Below are 18,189 nucleotides of genomic sequence, written 5' to 3'. Positions count from 1 at the left end.
GTTCAGATCCCCACCGTGTAGCCGCTGGTCCAGACCTGCATCTGCTGCACCATGCTGTCCCACACACCGGTGACGAGAAGCAGACCGGTCGCGATCATCATGATGCCGCCGATGCGCATCACCCAGACGTAGTGCCGCTTCACCCAGCCGAAGGCGCCGAGCGCCTTGCGGAAGGCGACCGCCGCGAGGATGAACGGGACGCCGAGCCCCAGACAGTACGCGACGCTCAGCAGAGCCCCACGTCCCGCGCTCGCCTCATTGAGGGAGAGCACGCTGACGGCGGCGAGTGTCGGGCCGACGCAGGGGGCCCAACCGACGGCGAACAAGGCGCCCAGTATCGGCGCGCCCGCCAGGCCCACTGCCGGCTTCTTGTGGAAGCGGAACTCCCGCTGGGAGACCTTGGGCATGAGCCCCATGAAGAAGAACCCGAGCAGGATCATCACCGCGCCGAGGATCCTGGTGACGATGCTCTGGTTCTCCTGCAGGGTCCGCCCGAACTCTCCGAACAGTGCTCCGTAAGAGACGAAGACGGCGGTGAAGCCGAGCACGAAGAGGCCGGAGCCGGCGACCATCCGGCCTCGCTTGGCCTCGGCCATGTCCTGGCCGCTGACGCCGGTGACGTACGACAGGTAGCCGGGCACGAGCGGGAGCACGCACGGCGAGAAGAAGGAGACGAGACCGCCGAGCAGGGCGATGGGCAACGCCAGCAGAAGCGCGCCGCTCATCACGGTCTGGTTCGGTCCGCTGATAGCCGCGAGCGTCGACATCACTTCTCCGCGAGCACGGGGTCGATCATCTTCCGCAGCTTCTCTTCGTTCAGCGGCTGCTGCGAGCGCGCCGCGATCTTCCCGTCCCGGTCGATGACGAGCGTGGAGGGGATGAAGTTCGGGTTGAGCGAGCCCTTGGGGAAGCGGAGCATCAGCTTGCCCATCGGGTCGTGCAGGCTCGGATAGGGAACCTTGTGTTCCTTCTCGAACTGCACCGCGGGACCCCGCTGCGGGTCACGCGTGTTGATGCCGACGAACTCGACGCCCTTGGCCTTCGTCTCCGCGGCGACCTTCACGAAGTTCGGCGCCTCGGCCCGGCACGGCGCGCACCAGGAGCCCCAGACGTTGATGACGACGACCTTGCCCTTGTAGTCCTCGGCGATGTTGAGCTTCTTGCCGTCGAGGGTCTCGCCGTCGAGCGAGGGGCTGGACTTGCGGTCCGCCTTCTTGACGGTGGCGATGCCGTCGGACCCGGCGACGAAGTTGGTGTTGCCGGAACCCCCCGACGTGCCCCCGGAGCCGCAGGCGGACAGTGTCAGCGCGGCGACGACGGCACCTGCGGCGAGCAGGGCGGCGCGGCTGCGACGGTGATTGCTGCTATCGATGCGGTGTGGGGCGCGGCAGGCGACACTCATGTGAAAAGTTTCGCATGTCCATTTCGTGGATCTTCCGCACCCCCTCCACCGAACGAAGTCCCCTCTTCAGAGCGGACCGGGAGCCCGTCTCAGAGGCTCTTCCAGCCGCCCGCCGGCTGCTGGCCGACCTCCAGGCCCTGGAGCTTGGCGAGGACCTTCGGGTCCTGCACGTCGAGCCAGTCGACGAACTGGCGGAACGAGACGAGGCGCACGTCCTTCTTGCCCGCGATGTGCTTGAGGGCCTCCTCCACGGCGTCCATGTAGATGCCGCCGTTCCACTCCTCGAAGTGGTTGCCGATGAAGAAGGGGGCGCGGTTGGACTCGTAGGCCCGCTTGAAGCCGGCTATGTACGCCTCCGTGGCCTGCTTGCGCCAGCCCGGGTAGTTGTACGAAGGGGCCTTCGTGGAGTTCTTCGACTGGTTGGCGAGGATGTTGTAGTCCATCGACAGGACCTCGAAGGAGTGCCCCGGGAAGGGCACCGCCTGCAGCGGCAGGTCCCAGATGCCCATCTTCTTCTGGGGCCAGCGCTGGCGACCACCGGGCGAGGACGCGTCGTAGCGCCAGCCGAGCTTCTTCGCCGTCGGCAGCAGGTTGTCCTGGCCGAGCAGACACGGGGTGCGGCCGCCGACGAGTTCCTTGTCGTAGTCGAAGGGCAGCGAAGGCAGATCGGTCCAACCCGTGTTCGTACGCCACTTCTTCACAAAGGACTTGGCCTGGTCGATCTCGTCCTGCCACTGTGCGGGCGTCCAGTTGGCGACCGTTCCCGTACCCGCGCAGAAGTGGCCGTTGAAGTGCGTGCCGATTTCATGGCCGTCGAGCCATGCCTCACGCACGTACTTCAGAGTGTCCTTGATGTGACCGTCGGTGAGATATCCGATGTCGGAAGCGCCGACGCTGTTGTTCGGCGGACGGTACATCCGCTTCTTCGATTCCGGGAGCAGATAAAGCCCGGAGAGGAAGAACGTCATGTGCGCGTCGTGCTCCTTGGCGAGCTTCAAAAAGCGCGGGAACAGACCGTTCCCCACTTCGCCCGCACCGTCCCAGGAGAAGATCACGAACTGCGGCGGCGTCTCGCCCGGTTGCAGCGGCACGGGCTTGCCCGGCTGGTGGGGCTGCTTGCCGGTGTACGAGGTCGAGCCGTCACCGATCGGCTTGGCGGGCTGCTTGCTCGCGCCGCCCTGCTCGTCCCCGGCCTTTCCCGCGGGCCCCGACGCATCGCCGCCGCCCCCGGAGCCGCATGCCGCGAGCCCGAAAGCGGCGGCCGTACCGGCTCCGAGTCCGAGTATTCCCCTGCGGCTGATGTCGCGCATTCCATCCCCAATCGTCGCGCCCTTGGGTCCGGCCCTGCTCTATCTGCCATGCAAGACGGACGACCAGTTAGAGGGCGCGACGATCACCGCGGTTCCGGTAAATCGCGGTTATTTATCTTGTTTTACCGGAAGGGGACATAGAGTCGCTGCGTGACTACGCGACGTCGATAATGGGGGATGCACCGAGTTGCCCCAAAGGGAAAAGCGAGTGCCCTCAGGCGCCGAATGCCTTGCCCTTGCCCTTCACCGGCTTGGCACCGGCGAGGAGATGCGCGGGCACCAGATCCCGTGCGGGCTCGGTGTATCCCACCGAGACGATCTTGTCGCCGCGGTAGGTGAACGTCGTCAGCGACGCGAGCGTGCACTGCCGCTTGCGCGGGTCGTGCCACAGGCGCCGCTTCTCCACGAAGCTGCGCACGATCCAGATCGGCAGCTGGTGGCTGACGCACACCGCCTCGTGCCCGCGGGCCGCGTCCTTCGCCGCGTCCAGGGCGCCCATCATCCGTACGACCTGCTCGACGTACGGCTCGCCCCAGGAGGGCTTGAAGGGGTTGACGAGGTGCTTCCAGTTGTCGGGGTTCTTCAGCGCGCCGTCCCCGACACCGAAGGTCTTGCCCTCGAACACGTTGGCCGCCTCGATGAGGCGGGCGTCCGTGGCGAGGTCCAGGCCGTGCGCCTTCGCGATCGGCGTGGCCGTCTCCTGGGCGCGGTCCAGCGGCGACGCCACGACGTGCGTGACATCGCGCTGGGAGAGGTGCTCGGCGACCCGGTCCGCCATCTGGCGGCCCAGCTCGGACAGGTGGTAGTCGGGCAGCCGCCCGTACAGGATCCCGTCCGGGTTGTGCACCTCGCCGTGGCGCATCACATGGACGACGGTCAGCTCGTCGCCCGCCGGGGTGCCGGTCATGCGGAGACCTCCGTGGCTTCCGCGGCCGCGCGCGCGGCACCCGGCAGGGCGGCGGCGATCCGCTCGATCGCCCGCTCGTCGTGGGCGGTGGACACGAACCAGGACTCGAAGGACGACGGCGGCAGATAGACACCCTGGGCCAGCATCGAGTGGAAGAACGCGGTGAAGCGGAAGGACTCCTGCGCCTTCGCGTCCTCGTAGTTCCGCACCTCGCGGTCGGTGAAGAAGACGGTGAACATGTTCGACGCGTTCTGCACCCGGTGGGCGACGCCCTCCTTGCCCAGCGCCTCCGTCACGAGCGAACGGATCTCCGCGGAGACGGCGTTCACCTTCTCGTACGCCGCGTCGTCGAGGAGCCGCAGCTGCGCGAGGCCCGCGGCCGTCGCGACCGGGTTACCGGACAGCGTGCCCGCCTGGTAGACGGGGCCCGCCGGGGCGAGGTGCGCCATGACGTCCGCGCGGCCGCCGAAGGCCGCTGCGGGGAAGCCGCCGCCCATGACCTTGCCGAAGGTCATCAGGTCGGGCTCCACGCCGTCGACGCCGAACCAGCCGGCCTTCGACGTACGGAAGCCGGTCATCACCTCGTCGGAGATGTAGAGGGCGCCGTTCTTGGCGCAGGCGGCCTTGAGGCCCGCGTTGAAGCCCGGCTGCGGCGGTACGACGCCCATGTTGCCCGGCGCCGCCTCGGTGATGACGCACGCGATCTCACCGGGGTGCTTGTGGAAGGCCTCGTGCACCGCTTCGAGGTCGTTGTACGGCACGACGATGGTGTCGCCCGCCTGCGCGCCGGTGACCCCGGGGGTGTCCGGAAGGCCGAGCGTCGCCACGCCCGAACCCGCCGCGGCGAGCAGCGCGTCCACGTGCCCGTGGTAGCACCCCGCGAACTTGATCACCTTGGCGCGGCCGGTGAAGCCGCGCGCGAGCCGGATGGCGGACATGGTCGCCTCGGTGCCGCTGGAGACGAGCCGCACCTGCTCGACGGGCTCGATGCGGGCCACGATCTCCTCGGCGAGCGCGACCTCGCCCTCACCGGGCGTACCGAAGGAGGTGCCGCGCGCGACGGCCTCCTGCACGGCGGCGGTCACCTCGGGGTGGCTGTGCCCGAGGATCATCGGACCCCACGAACACACGAGGTCGACGTACTCGCGGCCGTCGGCATCAGTCAGGTACGGACCGGCACCGGACACCATGAAACGGGGCGTACCACCCACAGCGCGGAACGCGCGCACGGGAGAGTTCACACCGCCGGGCGTCACGGCCGCCGCACGGTCGAAAAGAGTCTGCGAAACTGGGGCGCTATACGGGAAGCTCACACGAGCCATGGTGTCAGAGGGCGCGGACATCCTGCGGACAGGTGTTTCACTCCACGTTTTAGCGGGTGAGCGTGGGGGAGGTCACTGACACGATGATCGGGTTGCGTGGCGGGGGCCGCGAGGCCTAGAAAAGACAGGGCCGTGCCGCCCTGGCAAAGCAGTCGGGTGGAGATATGCATCGCGGTGGCGGACTGGGCGAGGGGACCGACGGCCTGGGCCCCCGGCGTGCCCGGCGGGGCAAGCACCGACGCGAAGCGGAAGCGGATCCGGCGCAGGCGTCCGACCAGACGCCCGGCGCTTCCGGTGAGTCCAGGCGGGACCGGGTGAGCAGCAGGAGTGGCGGGGTGGGGGTGACGTACAAGTACTTCGGCGCCCCGGACGGCGCGACCGCCGCCCGCGTGCCGATCTCGATGCGGCCCGAGGAGCTCGGCGGGGACGAGCTCGGCATGGGCGGCATGTTCACGAAGATCAAGCCGGAGACGATGGCCGCGATGGTCCTGACCGGCATCGAGGGCATACCCCTGCACAAGGTCCCCCCGCTCGAACTGGTCGTCCTCCACCCCGACTACGCCGTGGTGAAGCTCCCCATGACCGTCGTCGACCCGCTGCGCGGCATCGGCGAGGAGTCGGTGGGCGCCGCGGCGTTCATCTGGTCCACGGTCCCGGACCGCGGCGGCCCGCGCGACGCCTTCAACGTGTACCAACTCCTGCACGAATGGCAGGATTTCAGCCACCGCCTGCACGACGCGGGCCACCAGGCGTACTGCCTGGTGTGGCCCTGACGTCTGCAACTTCGACTTCGACTTCGGCTACCGCTGCCGCAGCGCGGCGAGCTGCTGCTCGAACGGGACGACGACCGGCATGTCGGCGGACGCGCCCCCGGACGTCGGCCGCATCAGCCGCGCGAGCTCCGCGCCCGCCCGGTCGAGACGCTCCGCGAGGCCTTCCGCGCCCCAGTCCTCGGACGCCGCGTAGATGCCGGTCGGTACGACGACGGCCCGCAGGTAGGCGAAGAGGGGCCGCAGGGCGTGGTCCAGGACGAGGGAGTGCCGCGCCGTGCCGCCCGTCGCGGCGACGAGGACCGGCGTCCCCGCCAGCGCGTCCTTGTCGAACCCGCTGACCGCATCGAAGAAAGACTTGAAGAGACCGCTGTACGACGCGGAGAAGACGGGCGTGACGGCGATCAGGCCGTCGGCGCCGCGCACCGCGCCGACCGCGGCGTCCAGGGCGGGCCCGGGGAATCCCGTGGTCAGGCTCTGCGCGATCTCGACGGCGAGGTCGCGCAGTTCGACCACTTCGACGCTGACGTCGGCGTGCTGTCCGACGGCCGCGGCGAGCCGGTCGGCGAGCAGCCGGGTGGACGAGGGCACGCTCAGCCCCGCGGAGACGACGACGAGCTTCATGCGCTGACCTCTTCCTGTGCGGTGGCCTGCTGGGCCGCGGCGGTCCTCGACGCGTGCGTGGGCGCGTCCGGGACGTCGGCCGGGCGGTTCTTGGCGAACTCCTCGCGCAGCACGGGGACGACCTCCTCGCCGAGGATGTCGAGCTGCTCCAGGACGGTCTTCAGCGGCAGTCCGGCGTGGTCCATCAGGAACAGCTGCCGCTGGTAGTCGCCGACGGTGTCGCGGAAGGCCAGGGTCCGCTCGATGACCTGCTGCGGGGAGCCCACGGTGAGCGGGGTCTGCGCGGTGAACTCCTCCAGCGAGGGGCCGTGTCCGTAGACGGGCGCGTTGTCGAAGTAGGGGCGGAACTCGCGGACCGCGTCCTGGGAGTTCTTCCGCATGAACACCTGGCCGCCGAGGCCGACGATCGCCTGCTCGGGCGTGCCGTGCCCGTAGTGCGCGTACCGCGAGCGGTACAGCTCGACCATCTTCGCGGTGTGCTCGGCGGGCCAGAAGATGTTGTTGTGGAAGAAGCCGTCTCCGTAGTACGCGGCCTGCTCGGCGATCTCCGGGGACCTGATCGAGCCGTGCCAGACGAAGGGCGCGACGCCGTCGAGCGGCCGGGGCGTCGAGGTGAACGACTGGAGCGGCGTACGGAACTTGCCCTCCCAGGTGACGACGTCCTCGTCCCAGAGGCGGCGCAGGAGGGCGTAGTTCTCGACGGCGAGGTTGATGCCCTGGCGGATGTCCTTGCCGAACCACGGGTAGACCGGTCCCGTGTTGCCGCGGCCCATCATCAGGTCGACGCGGCCGTCCGCGAGGTGCTGGAGCATCGCGAAGTCCTCGGCGATCTTCACCGGGTCGTTGGTGGTGATGAGCGTGGTCGAGGTGGAGAGGACGAGGCGCTCGGTCCGCGCGGCGATGTAGCCGAGCATCGTGGTCGGGGACGACGGCACGAAGGGCGGGTTGTGGTGCTCGCCGGTCGCGAAGACGTCGAGGCCGACCTCCTCGGCCTTGAGCGCGATGGCGACCATGGCCTTGATCCGCTCGGCCTCGGACGGCGTGCGGCCGTTGGTCGGGTCGGTGGTCACGTCGCCGACGCTGAAGATCCCGAACTGCATGGCTGGCTCACTCTCCGCGGGTCCGCGTGTCTGTTCCGCGTGGTTGTTGACGGTTCAACTATACCCACGGAACAGGGGTGCGGCCCTCGCTATTCCCGAGCGGCCCGCACCCGGCCGGGCATCCAGTACGGATCGCGCCCCGTCGACGCGAGGAGCCGCTCGAAGGCGGAGGCACGGGCCTCGTCCACCGGGACGGCCTCTCCGAAGACGCCCATCTTCCGGGCCATGGGCGCCATGGCCTCGACGGCGGCGGTGAGCCGTGTGACGACGGGGTCACCCTCCGGGTCCCCCTGCGCGTACTCCTGCCCGGTGGCCCGCGCCAGGTCCCACGCGTGCACGGTCAGGTCGAGCAGCACCATGCAGCCGACGGTCTCGGCCGGCATGTCCATCGCGCCGGTGGTGCCCTCGTCGGCGCCGGGCTCGCCCCAGGCGACGACGAGCCTTTCCGCCTCGCCCAGGAGGCGCTCGCGCCAGTCGGCGCCGTGTTCCGCCAGATAGTCGGGTGTCTCGGAGAAGTCCGAGGCGCGCTTGGCCGCCAGCTCCTGGAACTGGACGACGACGTGGAAGAGGTGATTGACCAGCGCGCGCACGTCGTAGTCGGCGCACGGGGTGGGCGCGCCGAGGCGCCCGGCGTCGCCGGGGAGGGCGCGCACGACGGGGGCCGCGCGCTCGACGGCCAGGGCCAGCAGCTCGCTGATCCTGAGGCCGGAGGGGGCAGAGGGGGTACGTGAAGTGTCCATGGGACGACGGTACGAAGGGGAGGGAACCCACGGCTTGAAGAAACGCGACACTCCGGGCGGCCGGACCCCGCGGGCTCTACCATCCCTCCATGCCAGACGCGCCCGCAGCCGGTGACGGCCCCCGCCGCGACACGCGAGGGATCGTGGACGCGTCCGGTCTCTTCTCCAGGGTCCGCTTCCGACGCCATGCCGCCGCCGAGGCGCTCCGCCCCTACGTGGAGCACTACTGGCTGATCGACTGGGACCTGCCCGAGCCCTACGCCACGCACGTCGTCCCGCACCCGTCGGTGAACGTCGTCTTCCAGCGGTACGCGGCCGAAGCCGTCGGCACCGCGGACGGCGAGACCGCCTTCGGCGAGGTCGCCGGCATCGGCCCGGGCCTCTTCACGCAGAAGTTGGAGGGGCGCGGGCGGGTGTGCGGGGTGCAGTTCCGCCCCGGCGCGTTCCGCCCGTTCGCACCGGACCTCCCCCTGTCGGACCTGACGGGCCACAGGCTCCCCCTGGACGAGGTGTTCCCGCACACGGTTGAGCAGGCTGCGGGAGCCGTGACGAAGGTCCTCTCCCCCGCCGATGAGCACGCGCGCGTGGCGGCACTCGACACGTTCCTGCTGAACCTCGCCCCCGCGCGGGACCCGCAGGCGGACCTGGCCACGCGCCTCGTCGACCGCATCCGAGGCGACCGCTCGATCCGGCGCGTGGACGCGTTCGCGCGCGCGGAGGGCATGTCGGTGCGGGCCCTGCAACGCCTGTTCTCCGCGTACGTCGGCGTCGGACCGAAATGGATCATCCTGCGGTACCGCATCCACGAGGCCCTGGAGCGGGCCGAGTCGGAGCGGGACGTGGACTGGGCGGACCTGGCGGCCACGCTCGGGTACGCCGACCAGGCGCACCTCGTACGGGACTTCACGGCGACGGTGGGCGTACCGCCGACGGCGTACGGGCCACTGTCAGACCCCCCGCCTACCGTGGGGACATGAAGCGATCACCGGCACGAGACCTGCGGCTCGCCCCCTGGTCCGAGGAGGACGGCCTGACACTCCTCCACCGTCTCAACACCCCCGAGATGACGTCACACCTGGGCGGCCCCGAGACGGACGAGAAGGTCGCGGACCGCCACCGTCGCTACCTCGCGCTCGGCGACGGCAAGGGCCAGATGTTCCGCATCACGCTGGACGGACGCACCGCGGGCTCCATCGGGTACTGGGAGACGACCTGGCAGGGCGAGCAGGTCTGGGAGACGGGGTGGGGCGTCCTGCCCGAGTTCCAGGGCGTGGGCGTCGCGGCGGATGCGGCGCGGCTCGTCATCGAGGCGGCGAGGATGGCGGGCCGCCACGCGCACCTGCACGCGTTCCCGGCGACGGACCACGGCGCGTCGAACGCGGTGTGCCGCAAGGCGGGCTTCACGCTGCGGGGCGAGTCGACGGTCGAGTACCCGAAGGGGAACTGGCACGCGTGCAACGACTGGCGGGTGACGCTGAGCGCGGACCGCTGACACCGTCCGCACGACGCACCTATGACGCACGTACGACGCCCGCACGACGCACCCCCGTCTGCCACCCTGTCGACCATGCTCATCGCACGCTCCGCCGCACTCTTCGTCCTGGCCGCGCTCTTCGAGATCGGCGGCGCCTGGCTCGTCTGGCAGGGCGTACGGGAGCACAAGGGCTGGGCGTGGATCGGCGCGGGCGTGCTCGCGCTCGGCATCTACGGCTTCGTGGCCACGCTGCAGCCCGACGCCGAGTTCGGCCGCATCCTCGCCGCGTACGGCGGAATCTTCGTCGCGGGCTCGATCGCCTGGGGCATGGCCGCGGACGGCTACCGGCCCGACCGGTGGGACATCGCGGGGGCACTGATCTGCCTCGCGGGTATGGCCGTAATCATGTACGCGCCGAGGGGCCGCTGAACCGCACACATATCCTGACCGAACCACTGCCTGACTGCCTGCCCGCCCGAGGAGCGCCCATGACCGCCGCCGCCGCAGCCACCCGCATCGCGATCGTCACCGGCGCGAGCAGCGGTATCGGCGCCGCCACCGCCCGCGGCCTCGCCGCCGCGGGTTACCGCGTCGTCCTCACCGCGCGCCGCAAGGACCGCATCGAGGCGCTCGCCGCCGAGCTGACCGACGCCGGTCACGACGCGGTCGCGTACGCGCTCGACGTCACCGACCGCGCGGCCGTCGACGAGTTCGCCACCGCGTTCCGCAGGATCGCGGTCCTGGTGAACAACGCGGGCGGCGCGCTGGGCGCGGACCCCGTGGCGAGCAGCGACCCGGCGGACTGGCGCCAGATGTACGAGACGAACGTCATCGGCACGCTCAACGTCACCCAGGCCCTCCTCCCCGCCCTCACCGCGAGCGGCGACGGCACGGTGGTCGTCCTCTCGTCGACCGCGGGGCACGGCACGTACGAGGGGGGCGGCGGCTACGTGGCCGCGAAGCACGCCGAGCACGTACTCGCCGAGACCCTCCGCCTGGAAATCGTCGGCACGCCGGTCCGCGTCATCGAGGTCGCCCCCGGCATGGTCAAGACGGACGAGTTCGCCCTGACCCGCTTCGGCGGCGACGCCGACAAGGCCGCGAAGGTCTACGCGGGCGTCGCCGAGCCGCTCACCGCGGACGACGTGGCCGACACGATCACGTGGGCGGTCACACGGCCCCCGCACGTCAACATCGACCTCCTGGTGGTCCGCCCCCGCGCCCAGGCTTCCAACAGCAAGGTCCACAGGGAGTCCTGACGATGCGCCTCCCCGGCGACGACCCCGGCCGCCCCGCGTACTCCGCGGACTCCCCCGACCCCCTGGAACGCCTCACCCACGAACACGAGTCCCGCACCCTCGCCGAAGAGGCGAAGAACGAACGCCTGGTCTGGTGGTACCTGGCGTACTTCCTCTTCGGCATCCACATCGTCGCGTTCATCATGATCTACGCGGTCACCCACGCGAAGTGACGGTCAGCCCTTCACGCAGACGACCTGCTTCAGCTTCGCCACGACCTCCACGAGGTCGCGCTGGTGCTCCATCACCTGCTCGATCGGCTTGTAGGCCGCCGGGATCTCGTCCAGCACTCCCGAGTCCTTACGGCACTCGACACCCCTCGTCTGCTCCTCCAGGTCCTTGACCGTGAAGCGCCGCTTCGCCGCGCCACGGCTCATACGCCGCCCCGCGCCGTGAGAGGCCGAGTTGAAGGCCTTCTCGTTGCCGAGGCCCTTGACGATGTACGAACTGGTGCCCATGGACCCGGGAATGATCCCGTAATCGCCGGACCCAGCGCGGATGGCCCCCTTGCGGGTGACCAGCAAATCGACGCCGTCGTACCGCTCCTCCGCCACGTAGTTGTGGTGGCAGGAGATTTCCCGCTCGAACGTGGGCTTGGCCTTCTTGAACTCCTTGCGGACCACGTCCTTGAACAGCGCCATCATGATCGCGCGGTTGTGCTTCGCGTACTCCTGAGCCCAGAAGAGGTCGTTCCGGTATGCCGCCATCTGGGGCGTGTCCGAGACGAAGACCGCGAGGTCACGGTCGACCAGCCCCTGGTTGTGCGAGAGCTTCTGGGCGACGCCGATGTGATGCTCGGCGAGTTCCTTGCCGATGTTGCGGGAGCCGGAGTGCAGCATCAGCCACACCGCACCTTCCGCATCGAGACAGAACTCGATCATGTGATTGCCCGATCCGAGCGTTCCCATCTGCTTCAAGGCACGTTCGTTACGGAATTTGACCGCTTCGGCGACCCCCTCGAACCGCCCCCAGAAGTCATCCCACCCAGCCGTGGCCATCCCATGGAAGCGCCCCGGCCCGACGGGGTCCTCGTGCATGCCCCGCCCCACCGGAATCGCCTGCTCGATCTTCGAGCGCAGGCGGGACAGGTCACCCGGAAGGTCGTTCGCGGTCAGGGACGTCTTGACCGCCGACATGCCGCAGCCGATGTCGACGCCGACCGCCGCCGGGCAGACCGCGCCGCGCATGGCGATCACCGAGCCGACCGTCGCGCCCTTGCCGTAGTGGACGTCCGGCATGACCGCCAGGCCCTTGATCCACGGCAGCGTCGCCACGTTCTGGAGCTGGCGCATCGCCGAGTCCTCGACCGTGGCCGGATCCGTCCACATCCGTATCGGGACCTTCGCCCCGGGAACCTCTACATACGACATAACGTCCTCATTCCCCCGAAAACAACTACAAGCCTAGAAGCGCAAATACCGGCGCCAAGGTCAACGAAAGGGGTGACGGACCGGCGTCCACGGCAGCGCGTGCGATACACATTGTGTCCACCGGCCGCCCACCAGCGGCAACCCATTAACCAGGCAGAGCCAGGCGAGAGGAGCCATACGGTGCAGCTGAAGGCCAAGGCCTGTGTACCGGGCGTCGCCGCGCTCCTCGCGGTCGTGCTGACCGGCTGCAGCGGCGGGTCCGGCAGCGGTGACGGGAGCGACGACTCCAAGCCGGGCGGCAGCGCCAGTTCGAACGCCTCGGCGCAGCCCGGCAAGTACCGCACCCTCCCGGAGCCCTGCGGCGCGGTCGGCGAGGACGCCCTCGACGCGATGCTGCCCGGCATCCCGGAGATGGACGACCCCGAGCAGCGCGAGAAGGCGTACGAGGGCACCCCCACGGTGACGTACGACACCGACCGCCGCGTGGGCTGCAACTGGAAGATCGAGTCGACCGGCGCCTCGCACCACCTGCTCATCGACTTCGAGCGCGTCGTGTCGTACGACGGCTCGGTCAGCGACGACGCCCGCGCCGCCGAGGTCTACGCGACGAAGCTGCGCGAGGCCGGCCTCTCCCGCCCGTCCGACGCGCCCACGGAGAGCACGAAGGAGCCGGACGGGGACAAGAGCTCCGCCACGGACAAGGGCGGCAAGGGCGAGGAAGCCGGCGACAAGGCCGGTGCCAAGCCCCAGGGCGGCAAGAACGCCCGCTCGGACGACAACCGCGGCGGCGAGAAGAGCAGCCGCAAGGGCAAGCGCGAGGGCGCTGCTCAGGCCCCGCGGGACTCCGGCGCCCTCCTCGACGGCACCGCCACCTCCGAGCCCGTGACCCCGCCCCCCGGCCTGGAGCCCCGCACCCTCTCCGACCTCGGTGACGAGGCGTTCCTCGACGACGTCCTCACCACCGCCACCTCCGCCTCCCGTCACCGCACCGTGACTGTGGTGTTCCGCACGTCGAACGTCATCGTGACCATCGAGTACGACGAGCAGCCGGGCCGGCGCACGGACGTCCCCGACAGCAAGGAAATGCAGGACAAAGCGCAGGACCTGGCGGACAGCCTGGCCGGCGAGTTCGACGAGTAGCAGGTGGCCGGGGCGGGTACGGGCGGGGCCCCCGCCCCCCGAAGCGGAGTCGTCCGCCGCCCCATGCGCGTACCGTGGCCCCTCGGACCCGACGACGTCACGAGACGAACTGGACGTCACGAGACGAACAGAGTGAAGGAACCATGCACCGACCTGCACAGCGAAAGCGACAGCTCCGCAGCCGCCTCCTCGTCTGCGCGGCCGCCGTACCGGTGATCCTCGTCGCCGGCTGCTCCTCCGACTCCGGATCCGACGCGTCGAAGAAGGACTCGGGCGCCAAGTCCTCGGCGTCGGCCAAGTCCGGCGACGAGGCCGCGAGCGTGGAGGAGGCCGCGTACGCCAAGCTGCCGGAGCCCTGCGACGTCCTGTCGAAGAAGACGCTCGAGAACCTGGTGCCGAAGGCGAAGGACAAGTCCGGCAAGGCCGGCACGTCCAGCGACACGGCGCTGCGCGGCAGCTGCTCCTGGGACAGCCTCGACAACAACGGCGTGGACGGTTCGCAGTTCCGCTGGCTGCGCGTCTCGCTGATGCGTTTCGAGTCGGACGCGTCGCTCGGCAGCGGTGCCAAGCGCGCGCAGGACAGCTTCGCGAAGCAGGTCGCCGACGCGCAGGCGACGAAGGACGCGAAGAACGTCAAGGCGGAGCCGGTGCAGGGTGTCGGCCAGCAGGCGACGCTCGTGCGGTACGACCTGAAGAAGGACAAGGACACCTTCAAGCAGCAGACGTTCGTGACGCGCGTGGAGAACGCGGTCGTCACCGTCGACTTCAACGGCGCGGGCCTCGCGGGCGACAAGACGCCGGACGCGGGCAAGCTGGGCAAGGACGCGCAGCAGGCAGCGAAGGAGGCCGCCGAGGCGGTCGTCGCGGCCAACGAGGGCGGCGGGAAGGCCTCGTCGGGCGCGAGCGAGAAGCCGAAGACGGACGACAAGAAGTCCGAGGACGGCACGTCGGACGAGAAGAAGTCGGACGACAAGAAGTCCGACGACGGCTCCGACGACAAGAAGAAGAGCCACAGCAGCGCCAAGTCCTGACGCTCCCGCACATCGCCCAACACGCGCCCTCATCAGGCAGGTTGACGGAGCCCGGCCCCTCACGGGCCGGGCTCCCGGCGTACCGGGGCACGTAACGGCACGCGTACCGGCACACAGCGTTCCGGACGTATGTGCCAGGCTGTCGCTCGCAATACGGCGCCGCACGGCGCCACTAGCCGCTACAAGCCGACACACGGTCTTGCACAGGGAGGGGTTCGCGGGTGGCCGCGATGCAGCTGACACGCACGCACCGGATACTCATCGGAGTGGTCGTCGCCGGAGCGGTCGTCATCGCCGGGATCGGCTTCGCGGGGTCGTACGCGGCCGTGCGCGAGCTCGCCGAGGAGAAGGGGTTCGGCGACTTCTCGGTGGTCTTCCCCATCGGCGTCGACGCGGGCATCTGCGTGCTGCTCGCCCTGGACCTCCTGCTGACCTGGCTCCGCATCCCCTTCCCGCTGCTGCGTCAGACGGCGTGGCTGCTCACGGCGGCGACGATCGCGTTCAACGCCGCGGCTGCCTGGCCCGACCCGCTGGGCGTGGGCATGCACGCGGTGATCCCGGTGCTGTTCGTGGTGGCCGTCGAGGCGGCGCGGCACGCGGTGGGCCGGATCGCGGACATCACCGCCGACAAGCACATGGAGGGCGTGCGCCTGACGCGCTGGCTGCTCTCCCCCGTCCCCACGTTCAAGCTGTGGCGCCGCATGAAGCTGTGGGAGCTGCGGTCGTACGAGCAGGTCATCAAGCTCGAACAGGAGCGCCTCGTCTACCAGGCGCGCCTGCAGGCCCGCTTCGGCCGCGGCTGGCGCCGCAAGGCGCCGGTGGAGTCGCTGATGCCGCTGCGCCTTGCCCGTTACGGCGTCCCGCTCGCCGAGACGGCTCCGGCGGGCCTGGCGGCGGCGGGCATCGATCCGGTCCTGCTCCCGCCGGCCCCCCAGACCTCGCAGGTGTCGCAGGTCTCGCAGACCTCTCAGGTCCCGCAGGTCTCGATGACGAAGGCACCCGAGGCGGAGGCCCCGCAGCAGCCCCAACTCCCGGCGGCCCCGGAGCGGGAGCCCGACACCGCCACCGTCCCCGCCCAGCCGGAGCCGGAGCCGGAAACGGAAACGGAGCAGTCCGCGTCCCCGGAGGAAGCCCTCCCGGTCGCGAACCACGCGAGCCCCTGGTTCGCCGCGCACAACGCGTCGTACGCCCCGGTGGCCCCGTACGACGAGTGGTACGCGGAGCAGGAGCGGCAGCAGTCGCCCGACGGGCAGCCCCACGCGCAGGGCGCGCAGCAGGAGGAACAGCTGCCGTTCCCCGTCCCGAACGGCGCGGGCGGCACCCGCCCCCTCGGCGAGGGCGCGGAGCACCAGCCCCAGGCGCCCGTCCAGGGCCCCGCCCCCGCTCCGGCCCCCTCGGACGAGGACCTGTACCAGGTGTTCCGGCACTCGATAGAGGGTGAGGGCATGCCGACGCCTGGCGCGTTCGCGGCGAACGCGGAGGCGGCGTTCGGGCTGCGCCTGCAGTCCCGTGAGCTGAACAACTACATGGACCGGTTCACGGCCCGCCTGGACAACGAGCTGATGGAAGACCACATCGCGTAGTCATCCCAGCAGCAGGTCAGGGAGGGCGCGGGTTCAGGCCCGTGCCCTCTGCCTCTTCTTCGCCGTCTCCCCGTAGACCGCGAGCACGACGCCCACCACGATGAGCGCGGCGTAGAGGGGCGTGGGCACGTCCCACCACTTCTTCAGCATCCCCCAGGGCTCGTCCCCGAAGGTGCGTCCCGCGACGCCCAGTGCTCCCTGGATGCCGACGACCCAGCCGACGATGGCGATGATTTCTTTCATGCGTCCACCATCGGCCGGGAATCGGCCGTTCACGTCCTGCCTCCGGCCGAACCGGAGGTAGTCCGAAGGATGCAGCTCGTCCGGGGGGCTACGCGCCGAGCAGCTTGCGTACGCGGTCCGCGCCGACCGCGAGGAGCAGCGTGGGCAGGCGCGGGCCGGTCTCGCGGGTGACCAGGAGGCGGTAGAGCAGGGCGAAGAAGGAGCGCTGGGCGACCTTGATCTCCGCCGGGAGTTCCTTCGCCGTAGCGTCCGCGGAGAAGCCCGCCTGCACCTTCGGCACGCCGTAGACGAGGTGGGTCAGGCCGTCCAGGGACCAGTGGGAGTCCAGGCCCTCCAGGAGGAGGCGCAGGGACTCGCGGCCCGCGTCGTCCAGGGAGCCGAGGAGCTCCGTGTCCGGCTCGGAGCGGACGATGGTGCGGGCCTCGGCCGGGACCTGGGTGGTGATCCAGTTCTCGGCGCGGTCGAGGCGCGGCCGGGTCTCGTCGAGGGACGTGATCGGGTCGGAGGGGTCCAGGTCCCGCAGGATGCGCAGGGTCTGGTCCTCGGCGCCGGCGGTGATGTCGGCGACGGAGGCCAGCGTGCGGTACGGCAGCGGGCGCGGGGTGCGCGGCAGCTCACCGGCGGCCGTGCGGACCGCGCGTGAGTGCGCGGCGGCGTCCGCGGGGAGCGCCGAGCCGTCGGCGACCTTCGCCTCCAGCTTGTCCCACTCGTCGTAGAGCCGCTGGATCTCCTGGTCGAAGGCGATCTTGAAGGACTGGTTGGGCTTGCGGCGCGCGTACAGCCAGCGGAGCAGCGGCGCCTCCATGATCTTCAGGGCGTCGGCCGGGGTCGGTACGCCGCCCTTGGAGGACGACATCTTCGCCATGCCGGAGATGCCCACGAAGGCGTACATGGGGCCGATGGGCTGTACGCCGTCGAAGATCTGGCGCACGATCTGGCCGCCGACGACGAAGGAGGAGCCCGGGGACGAGTGGTCGACGCCGGACGGCTCGAAGATCACGCCCTCGTACGCCCAGCGCATCGGCCAGTCGACCTTCCAGACCAGCTTGCCGCGGTTGAACTCGCTGAGCCGGACCGTCTCGCCGAAGCCGCACGCGGTGCAGGTGTAGACGAGCTCGGTGGTCTCGTCGTCGTAGGAGACGACGGTCGTCAGGTCCTTCTCGCACTGGCCGCAGTACGGCTTGTACGGGTAGTACCCGCCGGTGCCGCCGCTGCCGTCGTCCTCGGAGGCCGCGCCGGAACCCTCGGCGGCCTCCAGCTCGGCCTCGTCGACGGGCTTCTGCTGCTGCTTGCCCTTGCCGGCCTTGGCGGGGTCCTTCTTGGTGCGGTACTGGTCGAGGATCGCGTCGATGTCGCCGCGGTGCTTCATGGCGTGCAGGATCTGCTCGCGGTAGGCACCGGAGGTGTACTGCTCGGTCTGGCTGATCCCGTCGTACTCGACGCCGAGCTCGTCCAGGGACGCGGTCATCGCGGCCTTGAAGTGCTCGGCCCAGTTCGGGTACGCGGAGCCCGCGGGCGCCGGGACGGACGTCAGGGGCTTGCCGATGTGCTCGGCCCAGGACTCGTCGATGCCGGGGACGCCGGCCGGGACCTTGCGGTACCGGTCGTAGTCGTCCCAGGAGATGAGGTGGCGGACCTGGTACCCGCGGCGGCGGATCTCGTCGGCGACCAGGTGCGGGGTCATGACCTCGCGGAGGTTGCCCAGGTGGATGGGGCCGGAGGGGGAGAGTCCGGAGGCCACGACGACGACCGGCGCGGCGGTGCCGTCCTGTTTCGCGCCCGGGGCACGACGCTCCGACTCGGCGATGACCTCATCCGCATAGCGGGAGACCCAGTCGGTGGTATCGGTGCTCTGAGCCACGATCGGCACGCCTT

20 protein-coding genes are annotated in these 18,189 nt (G+C 70.0%); 9 read left to right on the top strand and 11 right to left on the bottom strand.

Annotated features, from left to right (window positions below; genetic code table 11):
* Positions 1–2: 2 nt before the first annotated feature.
* From DEJ49_RS20980 to hemL, 5 genes are all read right to left on the bottom strand, one after another.
* Positions 3–767, bottom strand: a complete 765-nt coding sequence (locus tag DEJ49_RS20980; RefSeq protein WP_150185552.1) for a cytochrome c biogenesis CcdA family protein — start codon at positions 765–767, stop codon at positions 3–5.
* Complete coding sequence (locus DEJ49_RS20975) at positions 767–1,402, bottom strand: TlpA family protein disulfide reductase (protein WP_150185550.1); 636 nt, start codon at positions 1,400–1,402, stop codon at positions 767–769. Before DEJ49_RS20975 ends, DEJ49_RS20980 begins: the two co-directional genes overlap by 1 nt.
* Positions 1,403–1,491: 89 nt before the next feature.
* Positions 1,492–2,712, bottom strand: coding sequence for a hypothetical protein (locus tag DEJ49_RS20970; protein ID WP_150185548.1), 1,221 nt, complete (start codon positions 2,710–2,712; stop codon positions 1,492–1,494).
* A 214-nt stretch (positions 2,713–2,926) separates the two neighbouring features.
* The gene (locus tag DEJ49_RS20965) at positions 2,927–3,619 is read right to left on the bottom strand and encodes a histidine phosphatase family protein (protein WP_150185546.1); all 693 of its coding nucleotides are present in this window, start codon (positions 3,617–3,619) and stop codon (positions 2,927–2,929) included.
* Positions 3,616–4,941, bottom strand: coding sequence for a glutamate-1-semialdehyde 2,1-aminomutase (hemL, locus tag DEJ49_RS20960; RefSeq protein WP_150185544.1), 1,326 nt, complete (start codon positions 4,939–4,941; stop codon positions 3,616–3,618). The genes DEJ49_RS20965 and hemL overlap by 4 nt, the downstream gene beginning before the upstream one ends.
* A 335-nt stretch (positions 4,942–5,276) precedes the next feature.
* Here hemL and DEJ49_RS20955 point away from each other — a divergent pair, with 335 nt between their 5' ends.
* A complete protein-coding gene (locus tag DEJ49_RS20955; protein WP_016640275.1) occupies positions 5,277–5,714 on the top strand; it encodes a hypothetical protein in 438 nt (145 codons plus the stop codon).
* 27 nt (positions 5,715–5,741) lie between these two features.
* On the opposite strand, the gene DEJ49_RS20950 is transcribed toward DEJ49_RS20955, so the two are convergent.
* The 3 genes from DEJ49_RS20950 to DEJ49_RS20940 all read right to left on the bottom strand — a co-directional run bounded on the left by DEJ49_RS20950 (position 5,742) and on the right by DEJ49_RS20940 (position 8,175).
* Entirely contained in the window at positions 5,742–6,335 is a 594-nt protein-coding gene (locus tag DEJ49_RS20950) for an FMN reductase (RefSeq protein WP_150185542.1), read from the bottom strand.
* Positions 6,332–7,435 (bottom strand): LLM class flavin-dependent oxidoreductase, encoded by a 1,104-nt coding sequence (locus DEJ49_RS20945; RefSeq protein WP_150185541.1) that lies wholly within the window; start codon positions 7,433–7,435, stop codon positions 6,332–6,334. Before DEJ49_RS20945 ends, DEJ49_RS20950 begins: the two co-directional genes overlap by 4 nt.
* An 89-nt stretch (positions 7,436–7,524) precedes the next feature.
* Positions 7,525–8,175 carry a TIGR03086 family metal-binding protein gene (locus DEJ49_RS20940; protein ID WP_150185540.1) on the bottom strand — a complete coding sequence of 217 codons (651 nt, stop codon included), beginning with the start codon at positions 8,173–8,175 and terminating at the stop codon, positions 7,525–7,527.
* A gap of 89 nt (positions 8,176–8,264) precedes the next feature.
* On the opposite strand from DEJ49_RS20940, the gene DEJ49_RS20935 reads away from it, so the two are divergent.
* From DEJ49_RS20935 to DEJ49_RS20915, 5 genes are all read left to right on the top strand, one after another.
* Positions 8,265–9,152, top strand: coding sequence for a helix-turn-helix domain-containing protein (locus DEJ49_RS20935; RefSeq protein WP_150185539.1), 888 nt, complete (start codon positions 8,265–8,267; stop codon positions 9,150–9,152).
* Positions 9,149–9,667 carry a GNAT family N-acetyltransferase gene (locus tag DEJ49_RS20930; RefSeq protein WP_150185538.1) on the top strand — a complete coding sequence of 173 codons (519 nt, stop codon included), beginning with the start codon at positions 9,149–9,151 and terminating at the stop codon, positions 9,665–9,667. The genes DEJ49_RS20935 and DEJ49_RS20930 overlap by 4 nt, the downstream gene beginning before the upstream one ends.
* Before the next feature lie 75 nt (positions 9,668–9,742).
* Entirely contained in the window at positions 9,743–10,078 is a 336-nt protein-coding gene (locus tag DEJ49_RS20925) for a YnfA family protein (protein WP_150185537.1), read from the top strand.
* 59 nt (positions 10,079–10,137) lie between these two features.
* The gene (locus DEJ49_RS20920; RefSeq protein WP_150185536.1) at positions 10,138–10,908 is read left to right on the top strand and encodes an SDR family NAD(P)-dependent oxidoreductase; all 771 of its coding nucleotides are present in this window, start codon (positions 10,138–10,140) and stop codon (positions 10,906–10,908) included.
* A gap of 2 nt (positions 10,909–10,910) precedes the next feature.
* On the top strand, positions 10,911–11,120 hold the full coding sequence (locus DEJ49_RS20915; RefSeq protein WP_150185535.1) for a hypothetical protein: 210 nt from the start codon (positions 10,911–10,913) through the stop codon (positions 11,118–11,120).
* 3 nt (positions 11,121–11,123) lie between these two features.
* On the opposite strand, the gene DEJ49_RS20910 is transcribed toward DEJ49_RS20915, so the two are convergent.
* Positions 11,124–12,317, bottom strand: coding sequence for an RtcB family protein (locus tag DEJ49_RS20910; RefSeq protein WP_150185534.1), 1,194 nt, complete (start codon positions 12,315–12,317; stop codon positions 11,124–11,126).
* Positions 12,318–12,497: 180 nt separating this feature from the next.
* Between DEJ49_RS20910 and DEJ49_RS20905 the strand changes: the two genes are divergently transcribed.
* The 3 genes from DEJ49_RS20905 to DEJ49_RS20895 all read left to right on the top strand — a co-directional run bounded on the left by DEJ49_RS20905 (position 12,498) and on the right by DEJ49_RS20895 (position 16,071).
* Entirely contained in the window at positions 12,498–13,457 is a 960-nt protein-coding gene (locus DEJ49_RS20905) for a DUF3558 domain-containing protein (RefSeq protein ID WP_317850459.1), read from the top strand.
* Positions 13,458–13,600: 143 nt separating this feature from the next.
* Positions 13,601–14,488 (top strand): DUF3558 domain-containing protein, encoded by an 888-nt coding sequence (locus DEJ49_RS20900; RefSeq protein WP_150185533.1) that lies wholly within the window; start codon positions 13,601–13,603, stop codon positions 14,486–14,488.
* A gap of 230 nt (positions 14,489–14,718) precedes the next feature.
* Entirely contained in the window at positions 14,719–16,071 is a 1,353-nt protein-coding gene (locus DEJ49_RS20895) for a DUF2637 domain-containing protein (protein WP_150185532.1), read from the top strand.
* 33 nt (positions 16,072–16,104) lie between these two features.
* Here DEJ49_RS20895 and DEJ49_RS20890 read toward each other — a convergent pair whose 3' ends face one another.
* Positions 16,105–16,314, bottom strand: coding sequence for a hypothetical protein (locus DEJ49_RS20890; RefSeq protein WP_150185531.1), 210 nt, complete (start codon positions 16,312–16,314; stop codon positions 16,105–16,107).
* Between the two features lie 88 nt (positions 16,315–16,402).
* Positions 16,403–18,184 carry a lysine--tRNA ligase gene (lysS, locus tag DEJ49_RS20885; protein WP_150185530.1) on the bottom strand — a complete coding sequence of 594 codons (1,782 nt, stop codon included), beginning with the start codon at positions 18,182–18,184 and terminating at the stop codon, positions 16,403–16,405.
* Positions 18,185–18,189 lie beyond the last annotated feature (5 nt).

The sequence above is a fragment of the Streptomyces venezuelae genome (genome assembly GCF_008642335.1).
Lineage (GTDB): Bacteria > Actinomycetota > Actinomycetes > Streptomycetales > Streptomycetaceae > Streptomyces > Streptomyces venezuelae_F.
This window is presented reverse-complemented; position numbering and strand designations above follow the sequence as displayed.